Source organism: Herbiconiux solani NBRC 106740, assembly GCF_001571005.1.
Lineage (GTDB): Bacteria > Actinomycetota > Actinomycetes > Actinomycetales > Microbacteriaceae > Herbiconiux > Herbiconiux solani.
In genome coordinates this window covers 32,404-56,342 of the sequence record NZ_BCST01000006.1, presented here as the reverse complement: position 1 = coordinate 56,342, position 23,939 = coordinate 32,404, and the positions used below count along the sequence as shown (strand labels likewise).

Sequence of the window (23,939 nt, the reverse complement as noted above, 5' to 3'; positions counted from 1 at the left end):
TACTTCGTGACAAGCCGCGCCGCCGAGCGTGGCGGGTGCCGATTCCGCCGGCCCGGCGGTCTGGTGACCTCGCCGGCCCGTCAAGGCGACCGACCCGTGTCGATGGCGGCGCCAGCGAACCCGGGCTCAGCCTCAGTACGCCGTCAACTTCGATTCCAAGGCCGCGAGAACGGCGTCGCTGACGGTCGCCTCGCCGCCCAGCACGACGATCCGATACGGCTTGAGGCCATCGAGGGCTGTCGAGACGGCCGGCGGGATGGAGTCCCGGTTGACCAGCAGCACCGGCGCCGAGTGTGCCACCGCTGCCGCCGCCCCGCTCAAGGCGTCGGGGAAGACCTCGCCCGAGGCCACGTAGACCGTGTACGCCCCGTGGGGGAAGGTCGACGAGGCGACGGATGCAGATACCGCGAAGCGATCCGATCCGTCGATCCGCTCCGTGACGAATTCCGACCGCAGCGTGGTCAGCACGCTTTCGGCGATCGTGTTCGCCCCGCCGAGCACGACGACCTTCAACGCTCCGAGTCGTCGGAGTTCCGCCAGGATCGCCGCGGGGACCGCGTCCTTCTGCACGAGCAGCACCGGGGAACCGGCGCGGCCCGCGGCTGCGGAGGCCGAGAGCGCGTCGGGGAAGACCTCGCCCGAGGCGAGAAAGGCGACGGGAGCGCCGCGGGAGAACGCCGCTTCCGAGACCGCCGCGGACACGGCATACCGGTCGACGCCCGCGATTCTGCTGACCGTGGGCGAGAAGGTGCGGAGGGTCGCCTCGACACCGGCCGTGACGGACGCGAGCCCGCCGAGCAGCACGATCGACCGGGGCTTCAGCCGCTTGAGTTCGGCCGCGGTGCTCGCCGGGACGGAATCGTTCATCACGAGCAGCACCGGCCCGCCTCGAGCCCCGGCCGCTGCCGAGCCGGAGAGCGCGTCCGGGAACTTCTCGCCGGAAGCCACGTAGGCGACCGGCACCCCGGAGGAGAAGGTGTCGGCAGACGCGGACGCTGCGACGGCGTACCGATCTGCTCCGCCGATGCGGTCCGCGGACGGGACCGGGCTCGCGTGGATGTCGTAGAGCGCGAGATGTGAATTCCGCGGCGAATCGAGCCAGCTGACGAAGAGACGGTGGGTGACGGGGTGGACCGCCACTCCGGAGTTCTGCGCGGAGAGCGGTTGAACGGTGTCCGGAACGAGCGTGTCGACTCGGAGCGTCTGGACCGCAGAAGGAAGTGCCAGATAGACCACCCGTCGACTGTTATCGATCGCGATGTCGACGGGAACGTCCGGCAGCAGAGGTGATGACCCGACCAGATCCATCGTGTCGAGGTCATAGGTCTCGACCCTCCGCGCACCCGAGACCTGCATCCCGAGATAGAGCAGCCCCCCGGAGATCGCGGAGGCGCCAGCGCCCGCGTCGAGCGGAAACACCACGGACGAGCCGTCGGCACGGACGACGGTGACCTCCTGCCGTCGGGTGCTCGTCACGAACGCGCGGTGGCCGACCTCGTCGACGGAGACGGAGACGGGCGACCATCCGGTCGCGACGAGACGCGTCGCGCCGGTGGCCAGGTCGACGACGGTCGTGTTGTCGCTGCCCTGATTCACCACGTAGGCCGTGTTCGTCGAGGCATCCACTCCGACATCGACCGCACCCATTCCTCCTGTGGGGATCGATCGGAGGACCCGGTTGACCGTCGCGGAGGCGGGGTTCACGTCGACCAGACGCACCATCTGGCTGGCCGCGGCATCGACGACGACCAGCACGTGGGTCCGCCCGTTCAGCGCTGCGGCCACGGGCCGGTCGATGTCGTCGGTGATGGTCGCGAGGCTGGTCATCGCGCCACCGGAGATGTCGAAGGCATCGACGCGGCCCTCGTCCCGTGTGGTCACGTACGCGCGGTCGGTGGCGGGATCGACGACCACAGGACCGACCGCATCCGACCCGTAGCTCAGTTCGTGAAGTCGGTCGAAGGTGATCCGCCGGGGCGCTTCGGTCGCCGAAGCCCCCGCCGGAGCGACGGCGACGCCGGCGAGCAGGACGGCCGCGGCGAGACCGGCGAGAGGCAACCGGCGCAGTGCTGAAGAAGTCATGGAGTGAGCATATCTCAGGTTAGTGCACTCAGCGCAACGCTACCGACGAAAGCGGCCGAGCAACGGTCGAGGAGGTTCTGACTGAGATCCGGCCGCGGTTTTGTAGGGTTTCATCAACGAGGTGGCCTCTGGACTGGCCGGTAGAGTGAACGGCGTGAGCGACGACCAGACGACCGAGCCCGGCACGACCATTCCCGACATGATGACGACGGCGGGAAAACTGGCCGATCTCAAGAACCGCTATCACGAGGCCGTGACCGCCTCGGGCGAGGCCGCGATCGAGAAGCAGCACAAGCGCGGCAAGAAGACCGCGCGTGAGCGGATCGAGCAGCTGCTCGACCACGGCTCCTTCGTCGAGATCGACGAGTTCGTGCGTCACCGCACCCACGCCTTCGGCATGGAGAAGTCCCGCCCCTACGGCGACGCGGTCGTCACGGGAACCGGCACGATCCACGGCCGTCAGGTCGCGGTCTACGCGCAGGACTTCACGATCTTCGGCGGCTCGCTCGGCGAAGTCGCGGGCGAGAAGATCATCAAGGTGATGGATCTGGCGCTGAAGACCGGCGTGCCGATCATCGGGATGCTCGACTCGGGTGGCGCGCGCATCCAGGAGGGCGTCGTCGCGCTCGGCAAGTACGGCGAGATCTTCCGCCGCAACACCGCCGCCAGCGGTGTCATCCCCCAGATCTCGATCATCATGGGCCCGGCCGCGGGCGGCGCGGTCTACTCCCCCGCCCTCACCGACTTCGTGATCATGGTCGACAAGACCAGCCAGATGTTCGTCACCGGCCCCGACGTGATCAAGACCGTCACCGGTGAAGACGTCGGCATGGAGGAGCTCGGCGGCGCGCTCACCCACAACAAGATCTCGGGCGTCTCGCACTACCTGGCCAGCGACGAGGACGACGCGCTCGACTACGCCCGCGCCCTCCTCAGCTTCCTGCCCGACAACAACCTCGCCGAGCTCCCGGTCTACGACAGCGCCGTCGAGCTCGAGGTGACGGATGCGGACCGCAAGCTCAACACGATCATCCCGGACTCGCCGAACCAGCCCTACGACGTGCACACCGTGATCGAGCACCTCGTCGACAACGGTGACTTCCTCGAGACGCAGCCGCTGTACGCCCCGAACATCGTCGTCGGCTTCGCGAGGATCGAGGGCCGCAGCGTCGGCATCGTCGCGAACCAGCCGAGCGCCATGGCCGGAACCCTCAACATCGAGGCCGGCGAGAAGGCCTCGCGCTTCGTGCGGTTCTGCGACGCGTTCTCGATCCCGATCCTCACGCTGGTGGATGTCCCGGGTTACCTGCCGGGCACCGACCAGGAGTGGACCGGCGTCATCCGCCGCGGCGCGAAGCTGCTCTACGCGTACGCCGAGGCGACCGTGCCGCTGGTCACGGTCATCCTGCGGAAGGCTTACGGCGGCGCGTACATCGTGATGGGCTCGAAGCAGCTCGGAGCCGACATCAACTTCGCCTGGCCGACGGCCGAGATCGCGGTGATGGGTGGCCAGGGCGCCGTCAACATCCTCTACCGCGGCGAGATCAAGCGGGCCGAGGAAGCCGGTGAGGATGTCGCGGCGGTGCGCACCAAGCTCGCCAACGAGTACACCTACAACGTGGCCTCGCCCTTCCTCGCGGCCGAGCGCGGCGAGCTCGACGGCGTGATCGAGCCGGCCGCGACGCGGGTCGCGATCACGAAGGCCCTGCGGGCCCTCAAGACGAAGCGCGCGAGCCTGCCCCCGAAGAAGCACGGCAACATCCCGCTGTAGGGTCCGCCTCAGCGGCGCGGGACGAGGGCCCGCGTCAGCGGCGCGGGATGAGGGTGCGCACCAGCGAGACCGCCTCCTTGCCGCTCATCGACGGCAGGTAGGCCTTGCCGATCGCCCCGCCGATCGTGGGCAGCGCGAGCGGGTTCGGGTAGGCCATGTAGATGGTCGAGTAGGTGGGGTTGAACTTCGCCTTGAACTTGAACAGCGACGAGAAGCCGTAGGCCGGCTCGAGCGCCTTCGCCAGGAACTCGGCGAGCCCGGTCATCACGGTCGGCGCCGGCGGCTCCTCGCCCTTGGGCACGGGCGCGACCGCGAGCGGTGCCCCGGAGAGCGAGAGCACCTCGACGCCCTCCTCCTTCATGTGCAGCGCCGAGGAGGCGATCAGGAACTCCATCGTGCCGCCCATCGAGCCGTCGGCCCGACGCATGAAGTCGAGCGTGTAGCCGACCGGCACACCGTCACGGAACTCGGGCAGCCAGCTGGTGACCGCCGCGATCCGCCCCTCGGCATCGATCGCGAGCATGAGCTTGACGTCCGGATCCTTGATCTCCTCGAGCGCTCCGAGGGTGAAGCCCATCTCGGGCAGCTCCTTCTCCGAGACCCAGGCCTCGGAGATCGCATTGATCTGCGAGATGTACGAGCGGGAGAGCTCGTCGTAGGTGGTCCAGACCGTGGTCATGCCCTCGCGGACGCCGCGGTTCAGCGACGAGCGCACGTTCTGCCAGGACTTGCCCGTCATCTCGAGCGACTGCGGGTGCATCAGAGTCTCCTCACCCACGGACATGTACTGCCACTCGAGTTCGTCGAAGACCGGCAGGAACTGCTCGTGCACGCTGTAGAAGACCGGGATCCAGCCGCGGGCGTCGCAGAACGCCACGAAGTCGCGCACCGTGCGCCCCTCGTCGCCCGGCCGGCACACGGGGTCGCTCATCGTGATGGCGACACCGTTGATGACCCGGTAGGCGACCGCCGCATCCCCCGCCTCGTTGAACCAGTAGACGTTGCCGGGCCAGGTGGCCATCCAGCCGAGCGTCCCGCCACCGCCACGGCGCAGCAGGGCGCGGATGCGCTGGTGATCGCCGACGGTCACCGACTGCTCCATCGAGGCGAGCAGCTGGAAGGAGGCCACTGTGAAGACGGCCCAGAAGACCGGGCCCATCCACTGGAAGAGGAACAGCGTCACCCCGGCCGAGGGCACGACGACGTCGCCGGTGACCCCGATCATCGTGACCGGCAGGAAGCGCCGCGGGAGGTCGAAGACGAGGTCGACGATCGTGATCCCGCCGGGCGTGAACTGCCCGATCGTGATGCCGCCGGCGACGAGGTAGACCAGCGACAGCGCGAGGAAGCTCCCGATCACGATGACGGCGAAGCGGATGACGGCCTCCCGCGGCGCCCGCACGGCGAACCGCTTCCGCGCGATCACGAGGAGGATGGCGACGGCCAGGGGAACGAGCACCGTCGACCCGCCCCAGACGATGTACTCGCCGATGTCGACGGCCTGCAGCTCGCTGGTGTCGCCGTCGACGAGCGGGACGAACGAGGCGGCCAGACCGAGGAAGACGAAGGCCAGCACGATCTGCGCGATGTTCGTCAGCACGGCGAGCCAGAGCGCGAAACGCCGACCGCGGCGGAGGCCCCACGCGGCGACCAGAAGCAGCGCGAGCGGGACGAAGGTCTGCACGATCGGGCCGATGCCCCCGAGGGCGGCGAGCCGGCGCATGTCGTCGCAGGCCGCGGAGGTCGCGGTGTCGCAGAGCTCGTTGATCGCGGCGGCGCTCGGGAAGATGTCGCCGTAGAAGCTGCCGGCCAGCCCGAAGGCGCCGTTGCCGTCGGGGTTGAGGAGCGAGACCAGGGGGCCGACGGCGGTGATCAGCACGATCGTGGCGATCAGGAGGCGCACCTCGCCGAACGAGCTCTTGAGGAACACGACCCGGTGCGCGCGGCCGGAGAGGAAGTGGCCGATCACGAGCCCCGCGATGCCGGCGATCAGGCGGTACACGGTCGAGGTGTCGCCGTCGTAGAGGGCGAACATGATCAACAGGCCGAACGCGACCAGCCGGACGCGGCGGCGCCAGAGCGCGGTCATGAACGCACTCGCGGTGAGCAGCGAGCCGACGATCGGCGTGAGCGGATCCATGGTCAGGTCGGCGCTCGTGCCCGCGGCCCACCACTCGCCGAAGAGCGAGCCGGCCCACTGCACCACCACACCGAGCCCCACCCCGAGGAGACCGGTCGCGAAGAACACCGGCACCAGGCGCCGGCGGCCGAGGTGGCGCTCGGCGACGCCGAGCAGCACGAGCGAGCCGACGATGCCCCAGACCAGCTGGAACGGATCCCACGGGATGAACAGCGCCGTGAACACCGACCACCAGGTGCCGAGGTCGACGGTCGTCGTGACCCCCGCAGCCCAGGCGGCCTGCGTGTCGGCCGACGCGGTGCCGAAGAACGTCCCGGCGACGAGCGCGGTGACGAGGATGATCGCGGCGAACGCGATGCTGAAGGGCACCGTGCGCAGGTACCTCCCCGCGAAGTCGAGCGTGTTCTTCATTCCCCGGTCCCCTCTGCGGGCCGGGTTTCCGCCCCGTTCCGCTGGCCTGCTGCGGCCTGGATCTAATGTAGCCTCGACCCTGTGGACGAGACGACGGATGCCACGCCCCTGCGCGTGCTGACACCAGCCCTCTCCCCCGATGAGCTCGCGGCCGTGGTCGCGGTCGTCGAGGCCGCCGTGGAGGAGGAGCTCGACGAGCTGCACTCCGGCGTCAGGATCAATCCCTCCGCCTGGGAGCGCAGTCAGCGCACCGTGCGCGCGCCGCTTCAGCCGGGTGCCGGGCAGTGGCGGGGCTTCAGCGCCTGAGCTGTCCCATCCATCTGGATGCTGGTTGGGCGCTGGCTGAGAGCGCCCGCGAAAATGTCCTCCGAAAGACCGACTGTGCGCTTGCATCCGGATCATCAGAATAGGTATCGCAAGGTGTCTCTCTTCTGGAGGGGCACCGCCGGAACGGGTCGACTAGGGTAAGCGGGCTCGTTTCCGGGGGCGAGTCAGGGCGATATTCGGGTTGTCGTCCTGACTCGAAGACTCGCCGGGGGTCGACGTCAGTCGGCCCCCGGCACTTCTTCGTCCGGGGCCCGTCCGGACGGTTCGGCAGTGTGCGGCTCGGCCGTGCGCGGCACCTCCACCCAGAGGGCGACCTCGGGATCGTCGGCCGCACTCTCCGCCGTGGCCGTGAGCCCCACGATCGTCACCGCGACCGTCTCGTCGTCGTGCGCTGTGCGCACCACCACGCGATCGGCCGTCGTCCCGCCGATCTCCCGCGCGATCGCGGCGGTGACCCGGGCGTGGTCCTCCCTGTCGAGCTCGTCGATGCCGCCGTCGTCCAGCAGCGTCACCTCGACACCACGGCGCCGGGCGAGCATGACCTCGGTGCGCACCCGGTCGTCGAGCAGCCGCCGGCCACGGATCTCGTCCCGCATCGCCGCCTCCAGGTGCAGGCACTCGCGGCGTTGCTCGTCGTCGAGCGCACCCTCCGAGGTGACGATCGTGCGGAGCATGGGCTCGACCCGGCGGTTCATCTGCGCCAGCCGCATCCGTCGTTCGAAGAACTCGGCCTCCTCCTGGGCCTGCCACTCAGCCGCACGCTGCTCGGCCTGCTCGAGCAGTCGGGCATCCCGGGCGGCACGCGCGATCGCGACCGAGGTGGCGTGCGCGACGCCCACCCACACCGGGCCGCCGATCGCTCCGAGTGCCGGCAGCTCGAGGATGTTCCGCGACCAGATCAGCATGGCCAGCAGCATCAGGGCGATCCCGGCCCAGGCGAACCAGGGCCGCTGCCGCACGGCCGTGATCGTCATGAGGGTGCCGACGGCGCCGACGATCCAGGTGGCATAACCGTTCTGCTTCCCCGGATCGAGCTGGGTCAGCACCAGGATCAGCCCGACCGAGATCACCGCGATGTTGGCGGCGGCCATGCCGGCGGGCATCCTGACCCGGCCGGAGGGCGCGAGGCTCACGACGGTCGCGGCCGCGTAGAGCACCATGGCGACCACCGCGGGCCATGGCGAGTCGGGTGCGTCGAGGGCCGAGATGCCGAGGACGATGTGCAACCCCGAGAACAGGGCCGCCAGGCCCACCAGGATGGCGCGGGGCATCGCGATCACGCGTGGACCCCCTCGTCCGGCCACTCGAGGATGACGGAGGTGCCGGCGCCGGGCGCCGAGCGGACGTGGGCTGCTCCCCCGACGGCGCTCAGGCGTTCGCGGATCGAGATGCGGAGACCGAGCCGGTCGGCCGGCACCGCATCGACGTCGAACCCGGCTCCGGTGTCGGCGATCACCACGGTGAGGCCGGCGACGCCCCAGCCGTGCATCCGGATGCTGCGGGTCACGCGGCGAGGGCCGGCGGGGGCGAGGGGGACGGTGTCCTCGATGTCGAGGTGGGCGGTGGTGTCAGCGGGGCCGACGTTGCCGGCGGGGGCTGCGGGGGCCGGACGCTCGTCGGGGTCGGCGTGCCGGATGCTGTTGACCACGGCCTGCACCGCCGCCGCGTACATCCCCTCGAGCACCCGCGCTGGCAGGACGCCGCCGAGGTCGCCCTCCTGCTCGAAGGCGATCTCCGCGTCGAGGGTGCCGCTGAGGGCGCGAAGGCGCTCGACCAGCACCACGACGGGCTGGTCGGCCGCGCCGTCGGACTCGGCGTCGGCGCTGTGCAGCGCGACCAGCGCCTGCTCGGCCATCTGCACGGCGAGAGTCCGGTCGGCGGGGGTGGCGGCGCGGGCCGCAGCGAGCAAGGACGAGAGCACGCGGTCATGGATGACCGTGTCGACCCGGGTGCGTTCCTGCTCGGTCGCGTGGCGCTTCGCGGCGTCGGCGTAGCGGCGCGCGGCCAGCGTCTGCGCCGCATCCACCTGGGACGCCGCCGTCCGCAGCGTGGTGATGACGATGACGACGAACGAGCCGAGCACGAGCGCGTAGACCGCGTCGAGCCCCGCGAGCTCCCAGCCGACGCCACCACCCGCGGGCAGGATGCGGAGCACCGCGAACATCGCCGGGACCGCGACCGTGTAGACGGCCGCCCACCTCGTCGGGAACGAGATGCCGGCCGCTCCGATCGCGACGATCACGATGTACCAGAGCCAGGGCTGGACGCCGAGCGCGGCATCCGGCGTGCGCACCGCGAGCGGCCAGAGCAGCAGGGTGAGGACGAAGAGCAGGGCGACGAGGGCCATGCTGATACGGATGCCGCGACCGACCAGCGAGCAGGCGAACGCCACGGCGATCGATCCGAAGGTCACGATCGCCACGCCCCAGGCCCACTCGGGCTTGAGCGTGTCGAGGGAGGCGCTCAGCACCGGGAGCGACAGCAGCGCGAACCCGAACCCGAACAGGCCCTCGAGGCGCGCGAGGGTGCTGTCGATCTGGGCCCGGCTGAAGCGCGGGCGACTGAGCGGGGGGCCGGCTTCGGTCGACATGGCGCCGGTCAGTTCTGCCCTGTGTCGTCCAGCGCGAGGATGCCGTCTTCGACGGCGCGGCGCAGCAGCTCGACCTTCGACCGGGCCGGGCGGCCGACCTCGACGTACTTCGCGCGGATGCGGTCGAGGTACTCCTTGGCGGTCGAGGTCTTGATGCCGAGCTTCAGCGCGACCTGGGAGAGCGGGAGGCCGGAGGCGTACAGGTGCAGCACGTCGCGCTCGCGCTGGGCGAGCTGGGCCTTGCCGAACTCGCGGTCGGCGTCGATCGCGCTCGCCCACTCGAGGTTGTTGAGCACGTCGCCCCGGGCGACAGCCGCGACGGCACCGATCACCGCGCTCGTGGCGGCCGACTTCGGGATGACGCCGGCGGCGCCCGCGGCGAGCGCCTCGCGCACCAGCCCGACCCGGTCGGCGATGCTGTGCACGAGCACGGCGGCGCCCATCGAACGGGCGTGCTGCACGTTCTCGGTGACGCTGAACCCGTCGCCGAGGCTGAGGTCGAGCACGACGACGTCGCACTGCTTCCCCGCGAGCGCCACCCAGAGCTCGCTCACGGATGCGGCGGCCGCGACGACCTCGAAGCCCGCCTCCTGGCAGGCGGCGCGGATGCCCAGGCGCACGGACTCGTGGTCGTCGACGATCGCAACGCGGACGGGGGTGGTGGGTGGGGTGGGTCCGTCGGTTCGCGCATCCGTCGTCTCCACGTGCACCGTCACCCCTCGTCGACCTGCGCCTATCCTACGACCGTGATATTTTCGACGAATTCTCAGGAAAGTCGTGCTTCTCGACACCTGCAGTGATATTTTCTCAGGTATGACCCGACACATCAGATCGCTCGCCGGTGCGATCACCTTCGGGGCCCTGGCGGCCCTGCTCACCGGTACGCCCGCGGCCCACGCCGCGCCTCCCGCCCTCGGCGGGATCCAGTCCGTCGATCAGACGCTCGTCCGGAGCGGAGAGGACGGTCGTGGTGCCGAGCGGATCAGCGGCACCGATAGGTACGAGACGGCGAACGCACTCGCGTACGAGATCTTCCGCGACCCGGTCAGGACGGTGTTCCTCGCGTCCGGCGAGACCTTCCCCGACGCCCTCAGCGGATCGGTCGCCGCGGGGGCCGCGAACGCCCCCGTGTTGCTGACGCAGCGGGACTCGATCAGCGACAACACGCTCGAGCGGATCTCGCGGATGGGGGCCGATCGGGTTGTCATCCTCGGCGGGCCCTCGAGTGTGAGCCCTGTCGTTCAGAACGCACTGCTGGCCCGCGGGCTGACGGTCGACCGGATCGGAGGCGCGGACCGGTACGAGGTCTCTGCCGCGATCGCTGGGGCGACATTCAACACCGCTCCGGTGGTCTTCGTCGCGTCGGGCGAACTCGCCGCGGACTCGCTGAGCGCCGGGGCAGGCGCCGGAAAGGACTCGCCGGTGCTGCTGACGCAGAAAGACACGGTGCCTCAGGTGGTGCTCGATCGCATCCGCGCGCTTCAGCCGGGCCGGATCGTCGTGGTCGGTGGGGTCAACACGGTGGCGGAGACCGCCGTACAGCAGTTGAATGCGGTGGCCACAGTTGTACGGGTCTCCGGGGCCGATCGGTACGCGACCTCGGCCGCCGTCGCCGATCTCGCCTTCTCGGGTCAGCGGGGCGGAACCGTCTACATTGCCTCGGGCCAGCAGTTCCCGGATGCGCTGACCGCGTCGGCTGCCGCGATCAGACAGGACTCACCGGTGCTGCTGGTGCAGGACCGGGCGATTCCGTCGTCGGTCGCCGCGACACTCGAAACGCTGGAGCCGGATCGCGTGATCGTGCTGGGCGGTCCGCTGACGATCTCGGACGACGTCGTGGATCAGCTCTCGCGGTACGAGGTGATCCGCACGCGCTAGGCGGGCAGCCGCGCCTCGACGACCGGCCTATACCGGTCGTCGGGGTCCGTGCGTCCGGTCAGGCGCGGACGAGGGTGCCTACGGTTTCGAAGTGGTGGGTGTGCGGGAAGAGGTCGAACGCACGAAGGGCGTCGAGCTCGTAGCCCGCCTCCCGGAAGGTGGCGAGGTCGCGGGCGAAGGCGACCGGGTCGCAGGCGACGTAGACGACCTGGGCGACGTCGAGACGGGCCAGCGACTCGACCACCTGCCGGCCGGCCCCCGAACGCGGCGGGTCGATCACGACGGTGGCCGCGGCCAGGCGGCGGCGGTCCTCGGCCGAGCCGGCGGCGGTGCGCTCGAGCTCGGCGAGGTAACGGTCGACCCGGCCGGTGACCGCCCGAGCGCCGAGCCATTCGGCGAGGTTCTCGGCGGCGTGATCGGTGGCCATCGGGTCGCTCTCGACACTCGTGATGCGGGTCGCCGGGCCGAAGCGGTCGGCGATCGCGGCGGCGAGCAGGCCCACTCCGCCGTACAGGTCCTGGTTCGCCGCGCGCGGGTCGAAGAGGTCGGCGCGGGTCTGCGACTGCACCACCTCGGTCAAGGTGCGGGCGGCATCGACGTGCACCTGCCAGAACCCGTTCTCCGCGAGGCGGAACTCCCGGTCACCGACCCGCTCCACGATCGTGGCGGCCGTCTTCGGCGCCGAGCCCTCCGAGCCATCGCGGTCCGAGGCGCCCGCACCCGAACCGGCAGAACCGGAGCGTCCCGCATCCCGTCGCCCCCGCCCGCCGGCACCATGAGCCGACGCCCCACGACCACCGGAGCCACGAGCCCCTCGGCCGCCGCGCCCGGTCTTCGACCGCTCCTCGGCGACCTCGAGCACCCGCACCTCGCCCTCCGAGGTCTCCACGATCTCGATCGCCGCGGCATCCACATCGTCCATCCGACGCCCGAAGGCCACGGCCTCCTCCACCGCAGCGGTGGCCAGGGGCAGGTCCTCGACCGGCACGACCGTGTGCGAGCGAGCCGCGTACGGCCCGAAGCGTCCGTCGGCCCCGCGGTGCAGGCGGATGCGCGAACGCCAGCGCGTCCCGTCCTCGCGCAGCGCGCCGCTTCCGATCGGCTCCACCTCCACCTCGAGCGGCACCGACCGGTCGAGCCCGCCGAACCGGTGCAGCGCATCCGTCAGCACCTCGGCCTTCAGCGCCCGCTGACGCGGAAGCGAGATGTGCCCGAACTCGGCACCCCCGGCACGAGCCCGCGGGTCACGCTCGATCGACGCGGCCGACCACACGTGCGGCACGCGGTCCGGCGAGGCGTCGAGCACCTCGACCGTCTCGGCGCGCCAGAACGAGCTCTTGCCGTCGTCGGTCACCCGAGCCAGCACCCGCTCGCCCGGGATCGCGTCGGCCACGAAGACGACCCGCCCGTCGAGACGGGCCACGGAGACTCCGCCGTGCGCGATCGAGTCGATCTGCAGTTCGACGGGCGACTCGACCGACGGGGCGGACGACGAAGCGGACGACGAAGACGAGGAGGAAGACGAGGAGGAAGAGCGTTGTTCGGCCATCCTGCGAGCATCCCACACCGCGATCCGAGACTCCCCTTAGGCTGTGCGCGTGCGCCTCTACCTCGCCTCGACCTCGCCCGCCCGCCTCGCCCTGCTGCGCCAGATCGGCATCGAGCCGGTCGTGCTGCCCTCCGAGGTCGACGAGGATGCGGCCGTCGAGCGCGCGGTCGCCGAGCGCGGCCCGCTGACCACCGCCGAGATGGTGCAGCTGCTCGCCGAGGCCAAGGCCGAAGCGGTGGCCGACGCCGTCGCCCGAGCGGGCGGCTACGTCCCCCACCAGGGCGCGGCCGACTCCCTCGCGGCCGACCCGCAGCCCGTGGACGGCTTCATCCTCGGCGGCGACTCCGCGTTCGAGCTCGACGGAATCGCCTACGGCAAGCCGCACCGTCCTGACGTCGCCCGCGAGCGCTGGATCGGACAGCGCGGCCGCACCGGCGTGCTGCACTCGGGGCACTGGCTGATCGATCACCGGGGCGGACAGCGGCGTGGGGCCGCCGGTCGCACCGACCACGCCGAGCTCACCTTCGCCGACGACATCACCGACGCCGAGATCGACGCCTACGTCGGTTCGGGCGAACCCCTGCTGGTGGCCGGAGCCTTCACCATCGACGGGCTCGCGGCCCCGTTCATCCGCACCATCACGGGCGCCCCGTCGGCGGTGATCGGGATGTCCCTGCCAGTGGTTCGCGACCTCCTCCGCGAAGCCGGCGTCGACTGGACCGACCTCTGGAACCGGCCCCGCGAGCACGGTTCGTTGTAGACACTGCGAGCAGTGACGGCGGCATTTTTGTCGCCACATGCCAAAAGGGTTATGCACCGCGGCAATAAGCTTGAGATTATGCCTCGTATCTCCAAGGTCCTCATCGCCAACCGAGGCGAGATCGCCGTCCGGGTCATCCGGGCCGCTCGCGACAGCGGAATCCTCTCCGTCGCCGTCTACGCCGACCAGGATCGGGATGCGCTGCACGTGCAGCTGGCCGACGAGGCCTACGCCCTCGACGGCACGACCAGCGCCGAGACCTACCTCGTGATCGACAAGATCCTTTCGGTCGCCCGTCGCTCCGGCGCCGACGCCGTGCACCCCGGCTACGGCTTCCTCGCCGAGAACGCCGACTTCGCCCGCGCAGTGATCGACGCGGGCCTGATCTGGATCGGCCCGAGCCCCGAGGCGATCGAGAAGCTCGGCGACAAGGTCTCGGCCCGTCACGTCGCCGAGAAGGTCGGCGCTCCGCTCGCTCCGGGAACGATCGACCCCGTGAACGGCGCCGAGGAGGTGCTCGCCTTCGTCGCCGAGCACGGTCTGCCCGTCGCGATCAAGGCGGCGTTCGGCGGCGGCGGCCGCGGCCTCAAGGTCGCCCGCACGATCGAAGAGGTCCCCGAGCAGTTCGAGTCCGCCACCCGCGAGGCGATCGCCGCCTTCGGCCGCGGTGAGTGCTTCGTCGAGAAGTACCTCGACCGCCCCCGGCACGTCGAGACCCAATGCCTCGCCGACGCGCACGGCAACGTGGTCGTCGTCTCGACCCGCGACTGCTCGCTGCAGCGCCGGCACCAGAAGCTCGTCGAGGAGGCCCCCGCGCCCTTCCTCTCGGACGAGCAGAACGCGCTGCTCTACTCCGCGTCGAAGGCGATCCTCAAAGAGGTCGGCTACCTCGGCGCCGGCACCTGCGAGTTCCTCGTCGGCAAAGACGGAACGGTGTCGTTCCTCGAGGTCAACACCCGCCTGCAGGTCGAGCACCCGGTCTCCGAAGAGGTCACTGGAATCGACCTGGTGCGCGAGCAGTTCCGCCTCGCCGAGGGCGGCGTGCTCGACTATGACGACCCCGCGCCGCACGGCCACTCCTTCGAGTTCCGCATCAACGGTGAGGATCCGGGTCGCTCCTTCCTCCCCTCCCCCGGCCCCGTGCACGTCTTCAAGCCCGCCGGCGGTCCCGGCGTCCGCGTCGACTCCGGCGTGCAGGCCGGCGACGTGATCTCGGGCTCGTTCGACTCCCTGCTCGCCAAGCTCATCGTGACGGGGTCGTCGCGAGAGGATGCGCTGGAGCGCTCCCGCCGCGCCCTCGACGAGTTCGAGGTGGCCGGCCTGCCCACGGTGCTGCCCTTCCACCGCGACGTGGTGCGCAACCCGGCCTTCGCGCCCGAGGAGGGCACGCCCTTCTCCATCTACACCCGCTGGATCGAGACCGAGTACGACAACCCGGCCGAGCCGTGGAGCGGGTCGCTCGAGGATGCGGCTCCCGCACCCGAGCGCCGCACCGTCGTCGTCGAGGTCGACGGCAAGCGCGTCGAGGTAGCCCTCCCGGCCCGCCTGCTCGCGGCCGGCGCCCGGTCGGGCTCGGCGTCGTCCGGCGGATCCGCCACCTCGGGCGCGGCCCCCACCCGTCACGGAGTCTCGTCGGCCTCGTCCAGCAGCGCCAGCGGCGACGCGGTGAAGGCCCCCATGCAGGCCACCGTGGTGAAGCTGGCTGTCGCCGAAGACGACACGGTCGTCAAGGGCGACCTCGTGCTCGTGCTCGAGGCCATGAAGATGGAGCAGCCCATCACCGCCCACAAAGACGGCGTGGTCACGAACCTCGCCGCCACCGTCGGCGCCACGGTCTCGTCGGGCCACGTACTGCTGACCATCACCGGCTGACCGTCGCCGGCGTGACCATCACCGCCTGACCATCATCGGCTGAGCGGTCGTCCGCGGGCGCGCGGCGGAGCGCCACCATCACGACGAACGAGGGATGACCATGGATCCGCAGCAGCACCACGACGAGCGCCCCGAACCGCGGATCGGGATGATCGGTGCCGGCTTCCACGCCACCACGAACATCCTGCCCGCCCTCGGCCTCGCCGGGGTGTCGCTCGCCGCGCTCGCCACCCGCGACGCCGCGCGCTCGGCCGAGGCGCTCATCCGCTTCGGCGCCCCCGAGGCCACGCCCTACGGCTCGGCCGCCGAACTGCTCGCCGACGACTCGCTCGACGGCGTGATCGTGGTGGCGCAGGCCGCCGATCAGGCGCGGCTCGCGCGGGAGTCGATCGCCGCGGGCCGCCCCGTGTTCGCCGACAAGCCGCTCGGCTGGAACGCCGCCGAGGCCCGCGTGATCGCCCGCGAGGCCGAGGCCGCCGGAGTGCCCGTGCGGGTCGGCTTCATGAAGCGGCACGCTCCGGTGTACCGGCGACTGCGCGCCCTGCTCGACGACGGCGAGCTCGGCACCCTGTGCTCCTTCTCGGTGCACTTCGCCTGCGACAGCACCCCGTTCTGCCGCGACGAGGAGGATTACCTCAAGTTCGCCGCCATCCACCTCGTCGACCTGGTGCGCTACCTGTTCGGCGAAGCCGTCTCGGTCAGCGCCGTGAACTCGGGCGAGGGCGCCAACGTGGCCCTCTCGATCACCCTCCGCTTCGCCTCGGGCGTGGCGGGCACCCTCGACCTCACCGGCCTGCCCAGCCGCTCGAACGAGACCGAGAGCCTCCGCGTCTCGGGCGATCGCGGCTTCGCCGAGACCCAGGATGCGGTGGAACTGCGGGTGCACACGACACCGGATGCGCCTTCCGCGGCCCCCGGCTGGCAGTCGCTGCCCGAAGTCGTCACCGTGCACCGCCCCGCGGAGAGCGCCATGTCGGGCATCGGTCGCGACCTGTACCTGCGCGGCTTCGTGGGCGAGCTGCGGGCCTTCGCCGACGTGGTCGCCGCACACGCGGGCGCCGAGGACGACACGACATCCACCGCCGGCACCGGTACCGACGCCGACGACGACCGGCCCAGCGACGCTTGGGACAACGTGGGCACCATGCAGCTCGTGGACGACATCCTGGCCGCCTCAGCGGCCGCCGCCGCCCACACCGACCCGTCGACGCTCGAACGGCTCGAGTTCGGCACGCCCGGAGCCTTCCGCGACCAGCTCGTCGACCTCATCCTGAGCGGCCGCAAGACCGGCTCGACCACCCTGCGCGTCGCCTACGAGCTGCACGATCGCGCGCAGCCGGTGCCCGTCGTCGGCGAGCGCCGCGCGCTGATCGGCTCCTCGGGCGAGCCCGTCGCGGTGATCGAGTACCTCGAGGTGGCCGACACCACCCTCGGCAGCATCACGCTCGACCTGGCCTCGCACGAGTCCTCGTCGCTGGACGACTGGCGCGCCGCGCACGTCGCCTACTTCGGCACTCTGACGGAGGCCGTGCGCGACCACCTCGCCGACCCGGAGTGGACGGCGACCGATCCGGGCCCGCTCGTGACGACCGTCTTCCGGGTCGAGACGATCCTCTAACCGGCCGACGGTCGACGCCCAGCCACGCGGAGCCGCTAGAGCACGATGTGCATGGCCCGGGCCGCATCCGAGATGCTGCCCGAGAGCGACGGGTACACCGTGAAGGCACGGGAGACCTGGTCGACCGTGAGGCGGTGCTCGACCGCGAGCGCGATCGGGAAGATGAGCTCGGAGGCGTTGGGCGCCACGACGACGCCGCCGATGACCGTGCCCGAACCGGTGCGGGCGAACAGCTTCACGAAGCCGTCCTTGATGCCCATCATCTTGGCGCGCGGGTTCGACGAGAGCGGCAGCTTGTAGATGTCGCCCTGGGCGATGCCCTCCTCGATCTGCCGCTGGGTCCAGCCCACGGTCGCGATCTGCGGCTGGGTGAAGATGTTCGACGCGACGTTGCGGAGCTCGGTCGGGTTCACCGCATCCCCCATCGCGTGGAACATCGCCGTGCGGCCCTGCATCGACGCGACCGAGGCCAGCGGCAGGAACGTGGTGCAGTCTCCGGCGGCGTAGATGTTCGGCGCGCTCGTGCGGGCGACGCGGTTCACGCGGATGTGCCCCGACTCGGAGAGCTGGATGCCCGCCTCCTCCAGGCCGATGCCCCGCGTGTTCGGGATCGAGCCGACCGCCATCAGGCAGTGCGAGCCCTCGACCTTCGTGCCGTCCGACAGGGTGGCGACCACTCCGGTCGCGGTGCGCTCGACCGAGTCGGCGCGGGACTTCGAGAGCACGGTCATCCCGTTGCGCTTGAAGACGTTCTCGATCACGGCGGCGGCATCCGCATCCTCACCCGGCAGCACCTGGTCGCGCGAGGAGATCAGCGTCACCTGCGAGCCCAGCGCCCGGTAGGCCGAGGCGAACTCGGCGCCGGTGACACCCGACCCGACGACGATGAGGTGCTCGGGCACGTCGGTGAGGCCGTAGAGCTGGGTCCAGGTGAAGATCCGCTCGCCGTCGGGCATGGCGCTCGGCAGCAGTCGCGGGCTCGCGCCGACCGAGACGACGATCGTGTCGGCGTCGATGTGGTCGAAGTCGACGCCGTCGGCTCCGGCGCCGGTCGAGACGATGATCGAGTCGGGGCCGTCGAGGCGACCGTGGCCGCTGACGATCTTGACGCCGGCACGGATGAGGCTGGCCCGCATGTCCTCCGACTGCTGCCGGGCGAGGCCGAGCAGCCGTTTGTTGACCTGCGCCAGGTTGACGGCGACCTCGGGGCGAACCGGCCGGCCGGTGGTCTCGTTGCGGGCGAAGAACTGCACGCCGAGGTCGGCGGCCTCACCGATCGCGTTGGTGGCTTCGGCCACGGCGATCAGGGTCTTCGAGGGCACGACGTCGGTGATGACGGCCGATCCGCCCACGCCGACCTGTTCGATCAGCGTGACCTCGGCCCCGAGCTGCGCTCCGGCGATCGCGGCCTCGTAGCCCCCGGGGCCTCCCCCGACGACGGCGACCCTCTGCTTGCGCTCGAATGCATTGCCCATGCCTCCATTGTCCTGTGTCGGCGGAAGCCCGCAAAACCAACGGATGACGAACGATCCCCGGGCACCGCGCGCGCGTCCGACTGAATAGAGTGGATGGATGTCCTCCACGACCTCGAATCCCCTGGATCTGCCCGACACCGACCCCTTCGAGGTGGCCGACGCCGCCGCGGCGCAGATCGCCGAGCTGACGGGCGTCGAGCGCCACGATCTCGCCCTCGTGCTCGGCAGCGGCTGGAGCAAGGCCGCCGACCTGATCGGCGAGACCGTCGCGACGATCCCGGCCACCGAGGTGGTCGGCTTCGGGATGCCGGCCGTGCCCGGCCACGTCGGCACGCTGCGCTCGATCCTGCTGCCGACCGGCAAGCACGCCCTGGTGATCGGAGCGCGCACCCACTACTACGAGGGCCACGGCGTGCGCCGGGTCGTGCACGCGGTGCGTACCGCGGCCGCCACCGGAGCCTCGACGTTGATCCTCACGAACGGCGCCGGCGGCATCAAGGAGACCTGGACCCCGGGCACCCCCGTGCTGATCAGCGACCACATCAACCTGACCGCCGACTCCCCGCTCGAGGGCGCCACCTTCATCGACCTCACCGACCTCTACTCCACGCGCCTCCGCGACCTCGCCCGGAGCGTCGAGCCGTCGCTCGACGAGGGCGTGTACGTGCAGTTCCGCGGCCCGCACTACGAGACGCCGGCCGAGGTGCAGATGGCGAAGGCCATCGGCGGCCACATCGTCGGCATGTCGACCGCCCTCGAGGCGATCGCGGCCCGCCAGGCCGGGATGGAGATCATCGGCTTCTCGCTGATCACGAACCTCGCCGCCGGCATCCAGAAGACCCCGCTGAGCCACGAAGAGGTGATCGAGGCCGGCCGCAATGCCGAGGCCGCGATCGGCGGGATGCTCGCCCGCGTCGTCGGCGCGCTGTGACGGCCGCCCGACGGCCCCTGCAGAAGGAGATGCGATGAGCGAGAACGCCGAGGGCCAGAACACGGAGGGCCAGAACACTGAAGCCCCCCACGCCGGTCCCGAGTCGCGCAACGACGTCGAGGTGCTCGTCGACGCCGCGATGGCGTGGATGGCGCAGGATCCCGATCCCGAGACCCGCGACGAGCTGGCCGCACTGCTCCGCCGCGTCGGCGCGAGCCTCCCCGGCGCCGCCGACGACCTCCGCTCCCGCTTCGGCTCCCGGCTGGCCTTCGGCACCGCGGGCCTCCGCGGCGAGCTGGCCGCCGGGCCGAACCGGATGAACCGGGTGCTGGTCTCGCAGGCGGCCGCCGGGCTCGCCGCGTTCCTGCTCGAGCGCGCGCATCCCGACACCCGCCCGTCGATCGTGATCGGCTACGACGGCCGCAAGAACTCGCGCGTCTTCGCGATCGACACGGCCGAGATCATGGCGGGCGCCGGCATCCGCGCGGTGCTCTTGCCGCGCCTGCTGCCGACCCCTCTGGTCGCTTTCGCCGTCCGGGATCTCGGGGTCTCGGCGGGCGTCATGGTGACGGCCTCGCACAACCCGCCCCGCGACAACGGCTACAAGGTCTACCTCGGGGACGGCGACGACGGCTCGCAGATCGTGCCGCCGGCCGACGCCGAGATCGCCGCGCAGATCGACCGGGTCGCCGCCACCCTCGACGTGCTCGAGCTGCCGCGATCGGGCGAGTACGAGATCGCCGACGAGAGCCTCGTCGAGCGGTACGTCGAGGCGACCGCGGCCGTCGCCACGACTCCCCGCGAACTGCGACAGGATGCGGGGGCCGGCCTCACGGTCGCCTACACGGCGATGCACGGCGTCGGCTGGGAGACCTTCTCCCGCGTGCTCGACCGCGCCGGCTTCGCCCGCCCGGTGATCGTGGAGGCGCAGATCGAGCCGGATCCGGCGTTCCCGACCGTGGCCTTCCCGAACCCCGAGGAGCCGGGTGCCCTCGACCTCGCGTTCGAGACCGCCCGGGCCGTCGGCGCGCACCTCATCGTCGCCAACGACCCCGACGCCGACCGGCTGGCCATCGCCATCCCGGACGGCTCGTCGGCCAGCGGCTACCGCTCGCTCACCGGCAACGAGGTCGGGCAGCTGCTCGGCTGGCGCGCGGCCGAAGCGGCTGCCGGAGCATCCGTCGAGCCCGGTGACGACCTCCTCGACGAGGAGCCTTCGGCCACCCTCGCCTGCTCGATCGTCTCGTCGCCCGCGCTCGGCGCCGTGGCCCGGGAGTACGGCCTCGGCTTCACCGAGACGCTCACCGGGTTCAAGTGGGTCTCCCGCGCCCCCGGCCTGGTCTTCGGGTACGAGGAGGCGCTGGGCTACCTGGTGAACCCGGCGACCGTGCGCGACAAGGACGGCATCTCGGCCGCGATCGCACTGCTCGACCTCGCGACCGAGCTCGCCGCCTCCGGCCGCACGATCGCCGACCGGCTCGACGAGTTCAGCGGGCGCTTCGGGCACTACGGCTCGGCGCAGATCTCGCTGCGGGTGACCGATCTGGCGCAGATCGACGCGGTCATGTCGGCGCTCCGGGAGGATCCGCCGGCCGAGCTCGGCGGCCTGCCGGTCGAACGGATCGACGACCTCAGCCGCGGCGACGGCGGGGTGCCGCCGAGCGACGTGCTGCGGATCGTGCTCCCGGGTGCCCGGGTGATGGTGCGGCCGAGCGGTACCGAGCCGAAGCTCAAGATCTACCTGGACGCGTGGAACGACGACGGCAGCCTGGCCGACCGTCGCGACGCGGTGGTCGAGCTGCTTCAGAAGCTCGAGGGCGGGATGCGGGACCGGCTCTCGTAGCGGGTGCCGCTCTCAGGTGGGCGGTTCGACTGTTGACGGATGCGAAGCATCCGCCCCGGCCGTAGATTCGATGCATGAGCACAATCGCTGAGAAGATCGTCGACGTCATCGCCGAAGCGGGAGTGGAGCGGGTCTACGGTCTGCCGGGCGACTCGTTGAACGGCTTCACCGACGCCATCCGCCGCCGGGACTCGATCTCCTGGCAGCACGTCCGTCACGAGGAGGCCGCCGCCTTCGCCGCCGCGGCCGACGCCGCCCTCACGGGCGAGCTCGCGGTCTGCGCCGGCAGCTGCGGCCCCGGCAACCTGCACCTGATCAACGGTCTCTACGACGCGAACCGCAGCCGGGTGCCGGTGCTGGCGATCGCCGCGCACATCCCGGCGAGCGAGATCGGCACCGGGTACTTCCAGGAGACGCACCCGCAGGAGCTGTTCCGCGAGTGCAGTGTGTACGTCGAGATGGTGAGCACCCCCGAGCAGCTTCCACGCGTGCTCGAGATCGCGATGCGCGCGGCGATCGAGAAGCGCGGGGTCGCTGTCGTGGTCATTCCGGGCGAGATCTTCCTCAAGGAACACGAGGGCAAGGGCCGCTCGGCCCCGATCGTCGCGACGCGGAGCATCGTGCGGCCGGCCGACGACCAGCTGGCCGAGGCCGCGGCGCTGCTGAACGGTACGAAGAAGGTCACGATCCTCGGCGGGGCGGGCACCGAGGGCGCGCACGCGAAGGTGATCGCACTGGCCGAGACGCTCAAGGCGCCGATCGTGCACGCGCTCCGCGGCAAGGAGTTCCTCGAGTACGACAACCCCTATGACGTGGGCATGACCGGCCTCCTCGGCTTCGCGTCGGGCTACCGCGCGATGGAGAGCTGCGACGTGCTCCTGATGCTCGGCACCGACTTCCCGTACCCGCAGTTCTTCCCGTCGAAGGCGAAGGTCATCCAGGTCGACCTCCGCGGCGAGCAGATCGGCAAGCGCACCCCGGTCGACCTCGCGCTGGTCGGCGACGTGGGTGACACCATCGACGCCCTGCTGCCCCTGCTCGAGACCAAGACGAACACGCGGCACCTGGACGCGAGCACCGAGCACTACGCCAAGACGCGCAAGGAGCTCGACGACCTCGCCGACAACGACCGCAACCGCACGCCCATCCACCCGCAGTACGTGGCCCGGCTGGTCAGCGAGCTGGCGACCGAGGACGCGGTCTTCATCCCGGATGTCGGTTCCCCCGTCGTGTGGGCGGCCCGCTACCTGAAGATGAACGGTTCGCGCCGGCTGATCGGCTCGTTCAGCCACGGCTCGATGGCCAACGCGCTGCCGCAGGCGATCGGGGCGCAGACGGCGTTCCCGGATCGCCAGATCATCGCCCTCTCCGGCGACGGCGGGCTCGCCATGCTGCTCGGCGAGCTGCTCACCGTGCGCCAGAACAAGCTGCCGGTGAAGATCGTGCTGTTCAACAACTCGTCTCTGAACTTCGTCGAACTCGAGATGAAGGCGGCCGGGATCGTCAACTTCGGCACCCAGCTCGACAACCCTGATTTCGCGGCGCTGGCGAACGCGATCGGCATCCACGGCCAGCGGGTCGAGAAGCCGGATGACCTCGAGGGCGCGCTCCGTGCTGCGTTCGCGCACGACGGGCCCGCGCTCGTCGACATCGTGACCGCGCAGCAGGAGCTGTCGATCCCGCCGACCATCACGGCCGAGCAGGCCAAGGGCTTCACGCTCTACGCCATCCGCACCCTGCTGTCGGGGCGTGGCGACGAGCTGATCGACCTGGCCGACACGAACGTGTTCCGGCGGCTGTTCAGCTGAGGGTTCAGCTGCGGGTTCCGCTGAGGGTCAGCCGACCGCGATCTCGAGCTTGGCGGTGATCTCCTCGAGATCGAAATAGTTGTCGATCACGACGACGTCGGCGTTCGTGCGGCCGATGGCCGAGACGAGCTCGGCCGACGAGAGGATGACCTGGGCGTCGGCCGCAGCCACACCCACGCTGCCGACGTCGGTGGCGCTGACCTCGGCGTCGATGCCGAGCCGCTCGAGGGCGCGCACGGCGTTGATCCTCAGGATCTCCGAGGTCCCGATTCCCGCTCCGCAGATGGCGACGATCTTCACGGGTTCAGGATAGCGGCTGGGGACGCGGGGGCGTCGAGCCGGGTTCCGCATTCCATCCGCCTTACGGGCACGAGCTGCTTCATGCGCCCGATCCGCATCACGCGCCTGACCCCGCACCGGTGGCGGCGAGCAGCGCCCGCACCTCATCCCGGGTCGTGGCGGCGGCGAGCGCCGGGACGACCGACTCGTCGTTGAACACGTTCGCGAGGGCGGCGACGGATGCCACGTGCTGGTCGGCCTCGGTCGCGGCGAGCCCGATCACCACCGACACCGGGTCGTTGTGGGCGTGCCCGAACGCGACCGGCTCCGCGAGCGTCACGAGCACCACCCCGGGGGCGTGCACGTCGGGCCCGGGCCGCGCGTGCGCCATCGCGAGTCCGGGCGCGATCACGATGTAGGGCCCGTACTCCTCGACCATCGCGATCATCCGTTCGCCATAGGCCGCGTCGGCCGACCCCGAGGCCTCGAGCGCCGCCGCGGCGGCACGCACGGCCGAGCGCCAGTCCGGTGCGACCGCCTTCAGTGCGATCGCCGGATCGGGGAGCTGATCGAGCGGGAGGATCTGGGACATCTCCTCGACATCA

General features: G+C 70.8%; 18 protein-coding genes. 9 read left to right on the top strand and 9 right to left on the bottom strand.

Features of this window, described 5'->3' with window-relative positions; translation table 11 throughout:
* Window positions 1–132 precede the first annotated feature (132 nt).
* Window positions 133–2,082 carry a cell wall-binding repeat-containing protein gene (locus tag HSO01S_RS11920; RefSeq protein ID WP_084361611.1) on the bottom strand — a complete coding sequence of 650 codons (1,950 nt, stop codon included), beginning with the start codon at window positions 2,080–2,082 and terminating at the stop codon, window positions 133–135.
* A gap of 199 nt (window positions 2,083–2,281) precedes the next feature.
* On the opposite strand from HSO01S_RS11920, the gene HSO01S_RS11915 reads away from it, so the two are divergent.
* A complete protein-coding gene (locus tag HSO01S_RS11915) occupies window positions 2,282–3,853 on the top strand; it encodes an acyl-CoA carboxylase subunit beta (RefSeq protein ID WP_066042197.1) in 1,572 nt (523 codons plus the stop codon).
* Between the two features lie 34 nt (window positions 3,854–3,887).
* Here HSO01S_RS11915 and HSO01S_RS11910 read toward each other — a convergent pair whose 3' ends face one another.
* Complete coding sequence (locus HSO01S_RS11910) at window positions 3,888–6,404, bottom strand: bifunctional lysylphosphatidylglycerol flippase/synthetase MprF (protein WP_066041675.1); 2,517 nt, start codon at window positions 6,402–6,404, stop codon at window positions 3,888–3,890.
* A gap of 81 nt (window positions 6,405–6,485) precedes the next feature.
* On the opposite strand from HSO01S_RS11910, the gene HSO01S_RS11905 reads away from it, so the two are divergent.
* Window positions 6,486–6,710, top strand: coding sequence for an acyl-CoA carboxylase epsilon subunit (locus HSO01S_RS11905; protein WP_066041674.1), 225 nt, complete (start codon window positions 6,486–6,488; stop codon window positions 6,708–6,710).
* 239 nt (window positions 6,711–6,949) lie between these two features.
* Here the strand turns inward: HSO01S_RS11905 and HSO01S_RS11900 are convergent, their stop codons facing one another.
* The 3 genes from HSO01S_RS11900 to HSO01S_RS11890 are packed head-to-tail and all read right to left on the bottom strand — an operon-like array spanning window position 6,950 to window position 10,031.
* Window positions 6,950–8,002, bottom strand: coding sequence for a DUF8320 family protein (locus tag HSO01S_RS11900; RefSeq protein ID WP_245636004.1), 1,053 nt, complete (start codon window positions 8,000–8,002; stop codon window positions 6,950–6,952).
* Between the two features lie 5 nt (window positions 8,003–8,007).
* Window positions 8,008–9,321: a sensor histidine kinase gene (locus HSO01S_RS11895; protein ID WP_066041668.1), complete on the bottom strand. Its 1,314-nt coding sequence runs from the start codon at window positions 9,319–9,321 to the stop codon at window positions 8,008–8,010.
* A gap of 8 nt (window positions 9,322–9,329) precedes the next feature.
* The gene (locus tag HSO01S_RS11890) at window positions 9,330–10,031 is read right to left on the bottom strand and encodes a response regulator transcription factor (protein WP_245636003.1); all 702 of its coding nucleotides are present in this window, start codon (window positions 10,029–10,031) and stop codon (window positions 9,330–9,332) included.
* 103 nt (window positions 10,032–10,134) lie between these two features.
* Between HSO01S_RS11890 and HSO01S_RS11885 the strand changes: the two genes are divergently transcribed.
* The gene (locus tag HSO01S_RS11885) at window positions 10,135–11,199 is read left to right on the top strand and encodes a cell wall-binding repeat-containing protein (protein WP_066041666.1); all 1,065 of its coding nucleotides are present in this window, start codon (window positions 10,135–10,137) and stop codon (window positions 11,197–11,199) included.
* Between the two features lie 58 nt (window positions 11,200–11,257).
* Here the strand turns inward: HSO01S_RS11885 and HSO01S_RS11880 are convergent, their stop codons facing one another.
* On the bottom strand, window positions 11,258–12,748 hold the full coding sequence (locus HSO01S_RS11880; RefSeq protein ID WP_157079041.1) for a class I SAM-dependent RNA methyltransferase: 1,491 nt from the start codon (window positions 12,746–12,748) through the stop codon (window positions 11,258–11,260).
* A gap of 43 nt (window positions 12,749–12,791) precedes the next feature.
* Between HSO01S_RS11880 and HSO01S_RS11875 the strand changes: the two genes are divergently transcribed.
* The 3 genes from HSO01S_RS11875 (at window position 12,792) to HSO01S_RS11865 (ending at window position 16,998) form a co-directional block, all read left to right on the top strand.
* On the top strand, window positions 12,792–13,508 hold the full coding sequence (locus HSO01S_RS11875) for a Maf family protein (protein ID WP_066041665.1): 717 nt from the start codon (window positions 12,792–12,794) through the stop codon (window positions 13,506–13,508).
* Window positions 13,509–13,586: 78 nt separating this feature from the next.
* The gene (locus tag HSO01S_RS11870; RefSeq protein ID WP_066041663.1) at window positions 13,587–15,380 is read left to right on the top strand and encodes an acetyl/propionyl/methylcrotonyl-CoA carboxylase subunit alpha; all 1,794 of its coding nucleotides are present in this window, start codon (window positions 13,587–13,589) and stop codon (window positions 15,378–15,380) included.
* Between the two features lie 94 nt (window positions 15,381–15,474).
* Window positions 15,475–16,998 (top strand): Gfo/Idh/MocA family oxidoreductase, encoded by a 1,524-nt coding sequence (locus tag HSO01S_RS11865; protein WP_066041660.1) that lies wholly within the window; start codon window positions 15,475–15,477, stop codon window positions 16,996–16,998.
* 35 nt (window positions 16,999–17,033) lie between these two features.
* Here HSO01S_RS11865 and HSO01S_RS11860 read toward each other — a convergent pair whose 3' ends face one another.
* Window positions 17,034–18,473 (bottom strand): NAD(P)H-quinone dehydrogenase, encoded by a 1,440-nt coding sequence (locus HSO01S_RS11860; RefSeq protein ID WP_066041658.1) that lies wholly within the window; start codon window positions 18,471–18,473, stop codon window positions 17,034–17,036.
* 97 nt (window positions 18,474–18,570) lie between these two features.
* Here HSO01S_RS11860 and HSO01S_RS11855 point away from each other — a divergent pair, with 97 nt between their 5' ends.
* The 3 genes from HSO01S_RS11855 to poxB all read left to right on the top strand — a co-directional run bounded on the left by HSO01S_RS11855 (window position 18,571) and on the right by poxB (window position 23,055).
* A complete protein-coding gene (locus HSO01S_RS11855; RefSeq protein ID WP_066041657.1) occupies window positions 18,571–19,404 on the top strand; it encodes a purine-nucleoside phosphorylase in 834 nt (277 codons plus the stop codon).
* A 139-nt stretch (window positions 19,405–19,543) separates the two neighbouring features.
* Complete coding sequence (locus tag HSO01S_RS11850; RefSeq protein WP_066042191.1) at window positions 19,544–21,247, top strand: phospho-sugar mutase; 1,704 nt, start codon at window positions 19,544–19,546, stop codon at window positions 21,245–21,247.
* 74 nt (window positions 21,248–21,321) lie between these two features.
* Window positions 21,322–23,055, top strand: coding sequence for a ubiquinone-dependent pyruvate dehydrogenase (gene poxB, locus HSO01S_RS11845; protein WP_066041655.1), 1,734 nt, complete (start codon window positions 21,322–21,324; stop codon window positions 23,053–23,055).
* A 27-nt stretch (window positions 23,056–23,082) separates the two neighbouring features.
* Here the strand turns inward: poxB and HSO01S_RS11840 are convergent, their stop codons facing one another.
* Together HSO01S_RS11840 and HSO01S_RS11835 are read right to left on the bottom strand one after the other, a co-directional pair.
* Window positions 23,083–23,355 (bottom strand): PTS sugar transporter subunit IIB, encoded by a 273-nt coding sequence (locus HSO01S_RS11840; RefSeq protein WP_066041653.1) that lies wholly within the window; start codon window positions 23,353–23,355, stop codon window positions 23,083–23,085.
* Window positions 23,356–23,452: 97 nt separating this feature from the next.
* Window positions 23,453–23,926, bottom strand: a complete 474-nt coding sequence (locus HSO01S_RS11835; protein WP_066041651.1) for a PTS sugar transporter subunit IIA — start codon at window positions 23,924–23,926, stop codon at window positions 23,453–23,455.
* Between the last annotated feature and the right edge of the window lie 13 nt (window positions 23,927–23,939).